Source organism: Pseudoalteromonas sp. DL-6 (assembly GCF_004328665.1).
Classification (GTDB): domain Bacteria; phylum Pseudomonadota; class Gammaproteobacteria; order Enterobacterales; family Alteromonadaceae; genus Pseudoalteromonas.
In genome coordinates this window covers 311085-322529 of sequence record NZ_CP019771.1, presented here as the reverse complement: position 1 = coordinate 322529, position 11445 = coordinate 311085, and the positions used below count along the sequence as shown (strand labels likewise).

Here is an 11445-nt window from a genome sequence, read left to right as displayed (position 1 = left end):
AAATTACTTATTATTTATATTAAAAAAGTAGTGTATGACTTAAATTAATTTAACTGAGGGATGCAAGTGAAAGTCATTTTATTTTTTATGCTTTTTGGACTAAGTTCTGCTGCATTAGCTTTTGCTAAAGACCAAGCGTCATCAACCATTCATGTAGCCGCTAATCCTACTATTTCACCCTACGTTATTAGCTATAACGATTCAGGCATTCAAATTGAAATTGTTAAGGCAGCGCTACGCGACCAAAAAATCAATGATATTAAGGTTCATTATATGGCAAATCAGCGTAGCGACAGCTCTTTGGTTCAGGGCAGTATAGACATTGCATTAAACTACACCGGCAATTTAATTGCGGGTGTTTATAAAAGTGAATCTGTTATTAACTATGAAAATGTGGTGGTAAGCCTTAAAAGGAAAAATTTTACAATTGATTCGGTGTACCAGCTTGCAACAAAAAGCGTACTTGCCTTTCAAAATGCACCTGCTTTTTTACCTCAGGAGTTTGGTAATAATTTGCATAGTTTAGGAGGGTACGAAGAAGTACTTAATCAACAGGCGCAAATACATCATTTAATGGCAGGGTGGGTCGATACAATCATTATTGATAGGCGCATATTTTTTTACTATTTAAAAGAGTATCAAAAAAACCATACGACTCAAGATTATGTTATCCATACTATTTTCCCGTTTTCTGAAATGCCTGCGTATTTTAACGATGATGGCCTCAGAAGCCGTTTTGACAAAGGCTTAGCTAACATAATTCAAAGCGGTGAATATCGCACCATAATGCTTAATTTAGATAAACAATATACCCAGCGCGACTTCACTCGTTTTTAATTGTTAATCAAATAAAGCCACGGTTTGGCGGGTGAGCGCAATAAGCTCGCCCGATTGCGACCAAATACAGCCATCTTCAAGTCCGTAGCCATCTTTTGAATGATGAGTGATTGCTTCAAAGCCTAACCATTCACCCGGCGCTAAGTTAGGCGCTTGTACAAATTCTAAATACCACGACATACTACTTGCCGGTGCTGGTTGTTTAAACATTTGCAGCAAGGTTGGCGGCCATGCGTCAGTAAGGGCAATAACATGGGCTTCTGTAATTGCTTCTGGCGTATGTTTAAAGCGCATCCAACCACCTAAATGAGAGGTTTCAGCACTGCTAAACGGCATGGCTCCTTGTTGAGGGCATAAATCAACATGTTGAAAAAACTCTGGCATTTGCCCAGGAACAAATCCTAAACAGTGACGTTCGTTCACAGGGTGCAAGGTTAAAGACTTTGATACCGGTACATTAATTGATGAATTACGGTTTTTAGCAAAACAGGCCTGCACAATAACGCATACTGCGTCATCTTGAATAGCTTTGGCGAGCACTTGGGTACTGCTTTTTCCTTCACGTAATATTTCTACCGACAAAGAAAATGGCTTTTCAGCCAATAATGGGCCGACAAAGTTTGTACTTAAAGAAAGCAGTCGTCTTGATGAATCAACGTTATTGCGCATTGCTTGATAAAGAAGCGCCGCTGAGAGTCCGCCAAAAGCAGTTCGACCTTGGCACCAATTAGCAGGAAACTGCATAGTATTGGTTTCTTGGTCCGTTTTTTTACTTGCTAGGGCTGCTTGTTGTAATAATTGTTCAAAGTGCACAAATAATGTCCTTTTGGTGTTGTTTGCTGAATTTATATCACACCCAAACTCATCAGACCAGATAATAAGGACCCTCCTAAATAACAAAAAACGAGCAATCCTTACTCTTTTTAGGGTTATTTAGTAAATAAATTAAAAAAAATGAATTTTTTTTCATTTTTACAGTTGAATTAAGTTTGTGGCATCCCTATTAACTAGTCATCGAACGTATTAACGAATTTAGAAGTTGGAGAAGATTCATGGGTAGAATTATTGGAATCGATTTAGGTACTACTAACTCTTGTGTTGCAGTACTTGATGGTGATAAAGCACGTGTTATTGAAAATGCGGAAGGCGATCGCACAACCCCGTCTATTATTGCTTACACGCAAGACGGTGAAACGTTAGTAGGTCAACCTGCAAAACGTCAAGCGGTAACTAACCCAACAAACACATTGTTCGCAATTAAGCGTTTAATTGGTCGTCGTTTTGAAGACGAAGAAGTACAACGTGATATCGGCATCATGCCTTTCAAAATTATCAAAGCTGATAATGGCGACGCATGGGTTGAAGCGGGCGGCGAAAAACGCGCTGCACCACAAATTTCTGCTGAAGTACTGAAAAAAATGAAGAAAACAGCTGAAGACTTCTTAGGTGAAGAAGTAACTGAAGCGGTAATCACAGTACCGGCATACTTTAACGATTCACAACGTCAAGCAACTAAAGATGCGGGCCGTATTGCGGGTCTTGAAGTTAAACGTATTATCAACGAGCCAACGGCTGCAGCACTTGCATACGGTATGGATAAAAACCGTGGTGAAAACGTAGTAGCAGTATATGACTTAGGTGGTGGTACTTTCGACTTATCAATCATTGAAATTGATGAAGTCGAAGGTGAGCACACATTTGAAGTTCTAGCGACTAACGGTGACACTCACTTAGGTGGTGAAGATTTCGATAACCGTGTAATCAACTACTTAGTAGCTGAATTCAAGAAAGATCAAGGTATCGACTTACACAATGATCCACTTGCAATGCAACGTGTTAAAGAAGCAGCTGAGAAAGCTAAAATTGAGCTTTCATCAGCACAATCTACAGAAGTTAACCTTCCGTATGTAACCGCTGATGCGTCAGGTCCTAAGCACATGAACGTGAAATTAACACGTGCTAAGCTTGAGTCACTAGTTGAAGATTTAATAACTAAGTCAATTGAACCGCTTAAACGCGCGCTGGCTGATGCAGACCTAACAGTGAACGATATCAACGATATCATTCTTGTAGGTGGTCAAACACGTATGCCACTTGTTCAAAAAACAGTAGCGGAGTTCTTCGGTAAAGAGCCACGTAAAGACGTTAACCCTGATGAAGCAGTTGCAGTAGGTGCAGCGATTCAAGGTGGTGTACTTGCAGGCGACGTGAAAGACGTACTATTACTAGACGTATCACCATTATCTCTAGGTATTGAGACTATGGGTTCAGTAATGACGGCACTGATTGAGAAAAACACCACGATTCCTACTAAGAAATCGCAAACATTCTCAACAGCAGAAGATAACCAGTCTGCGGTAACCATTCATGTGCTACAAGGTGAGCGTAAGCGTTCAAGCGATAACAAATCTCTAGGTCAATTTAACCTAGAAGGTATTCGCCCAGCACAACGTGGTACACCACAAATCGAAGTAACATTCGATGTGGATGCGGATGGTATCTTACATGTATCTGCTAAAGATAAAGACACAGGAAAAGAGCAAAAAATCACCATTCAAGCGTCTTCAGGTCTAAGTGACGAAGAAGTTGAAAAGATGGTTCGCGATGCAGAAGCACATGCTGAAGACGATAAAAAGTTTGAAGAGTTAGTAGCTGCACGTAACCAAGCTGACGCACTTGTTCACGGTACACGTAAACAAATTGAAGAAGCGGGTGATGCACTACCAAGCGAAGACAAAGAAGCAATTGAAGCGGCTGTTGTTGACCTTGAAGGTGCTATTAAGAGCGACGACAAAGCAGAAATTGAAGCTAAAACACAAGCGCTTGCTGAAAAGTCTCAAAAACTAATGGAAATTGCCCAAGCTAAAGCACAACAAGCAGGTGGTGATGCCGGTGCAGAGCAACAACAGTCTGCTAAGCAAGACGACGATGTTGTTGATGCAGAGTTCGAAGAAGTTAAAGACGACAAGTAATTGTTACTAACGCTTCTCGCTAACCGAAAACACTATGACTACATTGTGTGTTTAAGTTAGGATGAACACCTGAGGCGCGTAGGCTAAAGCTTAACGCGCCTTTTGTATGTAAGAGATGTAAGTAAAGTGCTTTAAAAATTCAATGATAAATCGATATGATTTATCGGTTTGTCCAGCAGCTAGCGCTGCACATAGAAAAGAGTAGTGTGATAGATATGTCAAAACGCGATTATTACGAAGTCCTCGGCGTAAGCAAAGATGCGAGTGAGCGAGACATAAAAAAAGCGTATAAACGCTTAGCGATGAAATATCACCCAGATCGTACCGCCGGTGATAAAGACCTTGAAACCAAGTTTAAGGAAGTAAAGGAAGCTTACGAAATACTAACAGATTCGCAAAAGCGTCAAATGTATGACCAATACGGCCATGCTGCCTTCGAACAAGGCGGTGGCGGTGGTCACGGTGGCTTTGGCGGCGGCCAAGGTGATTTTGGTGATATTTTTGGTGACGTATTTGGTGATATTTTTGGTGGCGGCGGTGGTCGACGTCAATCACGCCAGCAACGTGGTTCAGATTTACGTTACAACATGGACTTAAGCTTAGAAGAAGCGGTTCGTGGTAAAGACGTAGAAATTAAAGTACCGACTTGGGTAAGTTGTGATCCGTGTGATGGCAGTGGTGCTAAAGCGGGCTCTAAACCAAAAACATGTACAACCTGTCACGGAGCTGGCCAGGTACAAATGCGCCAAGGTTTTTTTGCCGTACAACAAACATGTCCAACATGTCATGGACAGGGTCAAATTATTTCAGATCCTTGTAACAAATGTCATGGTCAAGGCCGCGTAGAGAAAACCAAAACGCTATCGGTAAAAATTCCGGCAGGTGTTGATACAGGTGACCGTATTCGTTTATCTGGCGAAGGTGAAGCTGGTATGCACGGTGCACCAGCAGGTGATTTGTATGTGCAAGTGTCGGTTCGTGAACATAAGATATTTGTTCGTGAAGCGAACAACTTATACTGTGAGGTGCCTATTAGCTTTACTACAGCAGGCCTTGGCGGTGAAATTGAAGTGCCAACATTAGATGGCCGTGCAAAACTTAAAATACCGTCGGAAACACAAACGGGCAAAATGTTCCGTATGCGTGGTAAAGGGGTTAAGTCTGTACGCAGTGGTGCTCAAGGTGACTTAATTTGTAAAGTGGTGATTGAGACGCCAGTGAACCTTAACGAACGTCAACGCGACTTGCTAACAGAACTTGAAGAAAGCATGGGCAAAGATAGCTCAAAGAACCGTCCAAAAGAGCAAGGCTTTTTTGACGGTGTTAAAAAGTTTTTTGATGACCTGACTAAGTAATTATTAGGGTCAACAGAACTTAGGTAAAAACGGCGCTTCTTTAAGCGCCGTTTTTTTGTTTAATATGGTAAGTTATCAGAAATTTATTGAGGACTTTATCAGATGACCCCAGCGATAGAACAGCTAAAAAAATCCCGAATTAAATTTGACGTACTTAGCTATGAGCACGATGTAAACAACACTAATTACGGCCTTGAAGCAGTTGAAAAGCTAAACCTTAATAGCGCTCAAGTTTTTAAAACGCTGGTGTTAGAAACGTCAGACCAGCAGCTAATTGTAGCAGTGACGCCCGTTAATCAGCAGATTAATTTAAAGCAATTGGCTAAGCTCTGCGCAGTAAAAAAAGTAATGCTGGCAGAGCCACAAAAAGTACAGGCAAGTACGGGGTATATTTTGGGCGGTGTTAGCCCTCTTGGACAAAAAAAACGCTTAAAGACCTACATACACTCAAGCGCATTGGACTTTGATACTATTTATGTAAGCGCCGGTAAGCGAGGGCTTGAAATTGCACTCAGTCCAGCATGCTTAGCTGGGCTTATTCAAGCTTCGTTTGGTAATTTTTAAATGCTCTATTATCAAACTTGCGTAGTGCAAATAAAAATGATTATTTGCTTCAACAGCTCTAGTTAACTAGTGTAAATACTACCTATAACAGCTTTTGTTAATTCATTTTGATAAAGATTTGTTTGCATCTACTTTGGTTAATCATTCATATGAGAATATTAGTTGTTGATGACATGCCATTAATGCGTCATGTATTAATTAATATGTTGAGGCAGTTAGATTATAAAGACATTGTTGAAGCCACAGACGGTCTGCAAGCATTAGCTATAATTAAAAATCAACTTATAGATTTGGTTATAACAGATTTACATATGTCAAAAATGGATGGTCTAGCTTACTTGATGCAATTAGAAGTGATACTGAGCATGCCCAACTCCCTGTGCTTATGGTGACTTGTGAAGACAGCTCTGAGACGGTAAAAAAATAATTAGTGCAAAGGTATCGGGGTTTATTATAAAGCCTTTTAGTATGAATGTGCTGTCAGCTCAATTAACACGTTTAGCTATTAAAGTTTAATAGCACAATATTTTTTAACATGATTACCTAATAAATATAGCTCTGATTATTAATGCTTACTCCCATCAATTTCTTTTCTATCATGTGATAGCATATGCGCCTTTAGTAACCGTAAAGTAATGATTGAGGTAGTATGGCTAAGCCCAATAAAAAAGGGCCTACAAAAACGGTCGATATATTTTGCTCTGCGTGCAAAGCGCCATTATTTAAATACCGCAAAGGGGGCAAAGGCGCGTTGGTAAAATGCTTTATAGAACGAATTACGCAAGATCACACTCATACTGAATGCGTATGCCCTGGTTGTGAGCGGCCTTTTGCACGCCCGGCGACCATAAGAGGGACTGCTGCTTATAAAATGATAGGTGGTAAAGTCACTTTTAAATAAACTGGTTATTTAACCCAAACTATGAAGAGGCGGACATAAGCCCTTGTTTGCTTTTTTTTCACTGGTAAACTTCGCTGGTTTTGCTGTTTCAATGATTGAAAAAAACCCTCCCCATGGATTGGGCCAGCCAGTTGGGTTTTAAAATGGAAAAGGATAGACGTGTGATTGCACTTTTATTTGATATTGTTGGTATGAGTGGCACTTTTTTAGTGGTTGGTTCGTTTTTTTTACTGCAACTAAATAAGGTATCGCCAAAAAGTTTAGTTTATAACATGATGAATCTAAGCGGCGCTATTTTGTTGCTTATCAGTCTTTGTTATAACTTTAACTTAGCGAGCTTTGTGATTGAAATATTCTGGATCGCAGCCTCATTAATTGGTTTGTATAAGTACTTTAAAGACAAACCAGCGCTAGCAAAAGCGTAGACTAAGCTAAAACAGCACCCCGTTGCAGGGAATTAAACCGTGGAATATTTTTTGTTTCACGGTTTTTTAGTTTCAGTACATTTGTTAACAAAAAGTTTCTTCTGCAAAGGCCTATAAATCGATACAATAGTGGCTATTAGTTATTATTGGCACCTTGGTGTCATAGGCGTTTATGTTCTCCATTCCTAAAAAAATTATTTTTGCTTGTATACTGTTAGTGCTGTTATTACTGGTTACATTTTCATTTGGCCGCGCCTATGATTTAGGCCAAGCTAAAACGCAAGCTGACCAACAAGTCATTCAATTAAATAATTACATTGATAATGAACTCGCGCGATTTGCAGCTATTCCTCAGCTCCTCAGTGAAAATAATTTATTGATTCGTTTTACTAATAACGAATCGCAACACTTTAATGCTATTAATAATTATTTGGCCGATATCCAACAGGCCAGTGGTGCTTCGGATGTATATATACTAGATACCCATGGCGATGTTATTGCTAGTAGTAACTGGCAAACCGACTATACGTTTTTAGGCAGCAACTTTGCATTTAGACCTTACTTTAAACAAGCTTTTGCTGGTGAAAAGGTCGCCTACTTTGCTCTTGGACAGCGCTCTAAAGAGCGGGGTATTTATTTTTCTCAGGCTATATATCTAGATGGCAAAGCCATTGGTGTGGTGGCGCTTAAAATTAATGTCGCTAAATTTGAAAACGATCGTTCGCTCTTAAATACTTCAAAAGGCAGTCATTTTTATTTGCAACTTGCGGATAAAATTATTGCTATGTCAGATGAGCCTGCATGGCGTTTAAACACGTTTACAGAGCTTGATATTACTGCGCGGCGCGATATTAAACAGCGCCGTGCTTACTTAGATCATCAACCGTTACAAATAAAACAGCAGCGCTACAAAAGCCAAGGCATTGAACAATTTAAAATTGCTAAAGATGAATATGTTGCTGCTTCAAGGCCACTGACACATCTAAATGCAACCATGACGGTATTGGTTGATATTTCAAGCATAAATGCCTTACAGGTGCCCAGATTGTTATGGCTAGTGTTATTTTATTGGGTATCAATTTTTGTCGGATATAGCTTATTGGCACGTTTTGCCGGGTATAAAAAATTACTGTATTCGCGTCATAGTTTAGAACTTGAAGTATTAGAGCGCACCCAAGCGCTAGAAAAAGCGCAAACTGCATTAGTACAGTCGGCTAAATTAGCCACCATAGGGCAATTAAGTGCGGGCATTAATCATGAAATAAACCAACCGCTAAGCGCCATGAACACCTATTTGGCCAGTGCTAAAATTTTTCTTAAAAAGGGAAAACTCAATGCATTAAGTGAAAACTTAATTATTATTGAGAATTTAGTAGAGCGGGTGCACAAAATAGTAGCGCAACTAAAACACTTTAGTAAGCCGGCGACCATGCAACTTCGGCCTCATCCACTGTCGGCGTTATTAAACAATTCGTTGATGATCACCCATCCGCAACTTAAACAAGACGATGTTAACGTCAGTGCACCGCAGTTTTCGCAAGAGATCACCGTGTGGGTCGATGCATTAAAGTTTGAACAAGTATTGGTTAATGTGATCACCAATGCATCACAGGCAATGAAAGGTGAGCCTGTTAGAGAGCTTAGTTTTGATGTGGAGTGCTTTGAGGATCGCGTTAAGCTGTCTATATTAGATAGTGGCCCAGGTATTGAACACCATGTATTGGGCTCTATTTTTGAACCGTTTTACAGTACCAAGTCAAGTAATGGTTTAGGGCTGGGCTTATCAATTTCAAAGCAAATTATTGATTCATTTAATGGTTACTTAACGGCGCACAACCGTCCTCAAGGCGGTGCACAATTTATTATTAGTTTATCAAGCATAGAGGCCCCAAAAAATGATTGAAGCCGTTGTTTGTAAGCAAGTGGTTGTTATTGATGATGAGGCGATGATCCGTGATTCGTTAAATCAACTTTTAACCCTCGAAGGGTATGAGGTGCAGTGCTTTAGTGATGCGACTGTTGCCTTAAGCCGTTTAAGTCGTAACTTTTATGGTGTGGTCCTCAGTGATATAAATATGCCCACAATGGATGGTTTAGCCTTTATTGAGCAGGTAAAAGCATTCGACAGTGAACTTCCGGTAATATTTTTAACAGGTTATGCTGATGTTTCTGTTGCGGTAAAAGCAATGCAATTAGGCGCGTATGATTTATTTGAAAAACCCCTGAACGAAAATTTATTAGATTGCATTGCCAGAGCCTTAGACAAACGTGCTTTAGTAATGGAAAACAGGGCCCTGAAGCGTGCGGTTGAAAAGACCTCCGCGCCCGGTGTGCGTATTTTAGGCGAGACCCTTAAAATGCAGCACATGATGAACTTACTCAACACGGTGATTGATACCCCTGCTGATGTGCTGATTGAAGGTGAAACTGGCACAGGTAAAGAATTGGTTGCCCGTTATTTACACGATCATAGTAACCGCTCAAGCTGTCAGTTTGTGGCTATTAACTGTGGTGCGGTGCCTGAGCAATTAATAGAAAGCGAATTGTTTGGTGCTGTTAGTGGTGCATACACTGGCGCAACACAAGATCGCAAAGGTAAGTTTGAGTTTGCACAAGGCGGCACCGTTTTTTTAGATGAAATTGAAAGCACTCCCTTGTCGCTACAAGTTAAATTACTACGGGTGCTTGAAGAGCGAAAAGTTACTCCCGTTGGTGCAAATAAAGCCATTGACCTTGATATTCGTATTGTTGCGGCCACCAAAGTCGATTTACTTTCGTTGGTAGAAAAAGGTGAGTTTAGAGCCGATTTATATTATCGATTGAGTTTAGTTAAAGTGAGTATTCCCGCATTAAGAGATAGAAAAGCCGATATTCCTTTGTTGTTTAAGCACTTTAGCTCTATTGCGGCCACTCGTTTTCATAAACCTTTAGGTGCACTTAATATAGAATTACAGCAGCGCCTACTTGCCCATGATTGGCCAGGCAATGTACGTGAACTAAGAAATCAGGCAGAACGCGCGGTATTACTTGGCCCCGATCTGGCATTTGCACAAAGTGATTCAAGCAGTAGCGGTTCGTTATCATTGGATTTAAGCCTAGCCGAAAAGGTTAGCTTTTATGAACAGTCTTTAATTGAAGAAGCCCTAGAGCTTAACCATGGCAGTATCAAAAATACCATGGCAACGTTACAGATTGCGCGTAAAACCCTCTATGACAAAATGAGTAAATATAACCTTAATCGAGATATGTTTACCGATTAGTGGGTGGAAATGGTGATAGTGCGTATTTTAAGTGTGCGGAAATCCGCACATTTCAATCTATTTTTATTTACCTTTATTTTTTAACCTTTTGAAATATATTGTTATTTATTAGTTGGTCATGTTCTTGCTATAAAGTTATAGACAACAAGTAGCATCACATAATTAGGATATATAATGAAAAACAATTTATTCCAAGGTTCAGTACTTGCTGCATTATGCAGTGCTGCCACGTTACCCCTTACAGCGTTCGCTGCAGACTACACAGTATACGGCAAAGCTGAAGTTCAAATTGCCAATACCGATACAGGTATCATGCGTTATGCTGATGAAGGTACGCAAATTGATGCGCCTTTTTCACGTATTGGCATCAAAGGTGACCATAAATTAAATGAATACTTTACAGCGGTATTTAAATACGAGGTTCAAGTTAAAGGCTTTGAACACGACGATACCAATGAGCCTTTCGCGGCACGTAATACCTACTTAGGTCTAAAAGGGGCGTTTGGTGAAGTAGTCGTAGGGCGAAATGACACGCGTTTTAAATACTCTGAAGGTAGACTCGATAACTTTAACGAAACCCAAGCTGATATTTCACAAGTTATTGCCGGACAAGATCGCTTAGGCGATACCATTACCTATACCTCTAAGTACTGGCACAATGCACAGTTTTCATTTACCTATGCGCCAAAAGATGACAACAAAGATAACGAAGCGGGATTTGCTGCAACCCTTATTTATGGTGACCGTAGTTTAAATAAAACTCCTTACTCTATTTCAATCAGCCATGTTGACTCGCTTAATAACATTAAAGCAAGTCGTATCGCAGGCGTGTATAAATTTGAAAAACTACAATTAGGTGCGTTATACCAGCACTCAGAATCAATTGATGGTAGTAAATCAGGGAATGGTTACGTGTTAAGTGCAAGCTACAAGCTCGACAAATGGGTACCTAAAGTTCAATTTGCAAAAGATGATTCAAAGCTACGTCAAGCATCAGACGCAACTCAGTGGACTACCGGTGTAGACTACATTTTTGACAAGCAAACTACCGCTTACCTTTTATATACTGACCTTGACCTAGAAGAAAATGCTGATAACAGTGTTGCACTTGGTCTTAAATATAAATTTTAA

Annotated in this window: 10 protein-coding genes and 1 pseudogene; 10 read left to right on the top strand and 1 reads right to left on the bottom strand. The window is 40.1% G+C overall.

The annotated features are described in order from the left end of the window. Positions 1 to 66: 66 nt before the first annotated feature. Positions 67 to 837, top strand: coding sequence for a transporter substrate-binding domain-containing protein (locus B1F84_RS16520; protein ID WP_240702038.1), 771 nt, complete (start codon positions 67 to 69; stop codon positions 835 to 837). Between the two features lie 3 nt (positions 838 to 840). On the opposite strand, the gene B1F84_RS16515 is transcribed toward B1F84_RS16520, so the two are convergent. Beyond that, positions 841 to 1650 (bottom strand): thioesterase family protein, encoded by an 810-nt coding sequence (locus B1F84_RS16515; RefSeq protein WP_076919708.1) that lies wholly within the window; start codon positions 1648 to 1650, stop codon positions 841 to 843. A 239-nt stretch (positions 1651 to 1889) separates the two neighbouring features. On the opposite strand from B1F84_RS16515, the gene dnaK reads away from it, so the two are divergent. From dnaK to B1F84_RS16470, 9 genes and pseudogenes are all read left to right on the top strand, one after another. Then, a complete protein-coding gene (gene dnaK / locus B1F84_RS16510; RefSeq protein WP_076919709.1) occupies positions 1890 to 3809 on the top strand; it encodes a molecular chaperone DnaK in 1920 nt (639 codons plus the stop codon). A gap of 215 nt (positions 3810 to 4024) precedes the next feature. Beyond that, the gene (dnaJ, locus tag B1F84_RS16505) at positions 4025 to 5164 is read left to right on the top strand and encodes a molecular chaperone DnaJ (protein WP_076919710.1); all 1140 of its coding nucleotides are present in this window, start codon (positions 4025 to 4027) and stop codon (positions 5162 to 5164) included. Positions 5165 to 5266: 102 nt separating this feature from the next. Next, a complete protein-coding gene (ybaK, locus tag B1F84_RS16500) occupies positions 5267 to 5728 on the top strand; it encodes a Cys-tRNA(Pro) deacylase (protein ID WP_131692117.1) in 462 nt (153 codons plus the stop codon). A gap of 149 nt (positions 5729 to 5877) precedes the next feature. Next, positions 5878 to 6244, top strand: a pseudogene (locus B1F84_RS16495) (response regulator). A gap of 133 nt (positions 6245 to 6377) precedes the next feature. Beyond that, positions 6378 to 6629, top strand: coding sequence for a hypothetical protein (locus B1F84_RS16490; protein WP_010389011.1), 252 nt, complete (start codon positions 6378 to 6380; stop codon positions 6627 to 6629). 161 nt (positions 6630 to 6790) lie between these two features. Next, positions 6791 to 7054 carry a hypothetical protein gene (locus B1F84_RS16485; RefSeq protein WP_131692315.1) on the top strand — a complete coding sequence of 88 codons (264 nt, stop codon included), beginning with the start codon at positions 6791 to 6793 and terminating at the stop codon, positions 7052 to 7054. Positions 7055 to 7226: 172 nt separating this feature from the next. Then, positions 7227 to 8957: an ATP-binding protein gene (locus tag B1F84_RS16480; protein ID WP_131692116.1), complete on the top strand. Its 1731-nt coding sequence runs from the start codon at positions 7227 to 7229 to the stop codon at positions 8955 to 8957. Further along, positions 8950 to 10314 (top strand): sigma-54 dependent transcriptional regulator, encoded by a 1365-nt coding sequence (locus B1F84_RS16475; RefSeq protein ID WP_131692115.1) that lies wholly within the window; start codon positions 8950 to 8952, stop codon positions 10312 to 10314. Before B1F84_RS16480 ends, B1F84_RS16475 begins: the two co-directional genes overlap by 8 nt. 174 nt (positions 10315 to 10488) lie before the next feature. Beyond that, positions 10489 to 11445 (top strand): porin, encoded by a 957-nt coding sequence (locus tag B1F84_RS16470; RefSeq protein ID WP_131692114.1) that lies wholly within the window; start codon positions 10489 to 10491, stop codon positions 11443 to 11445.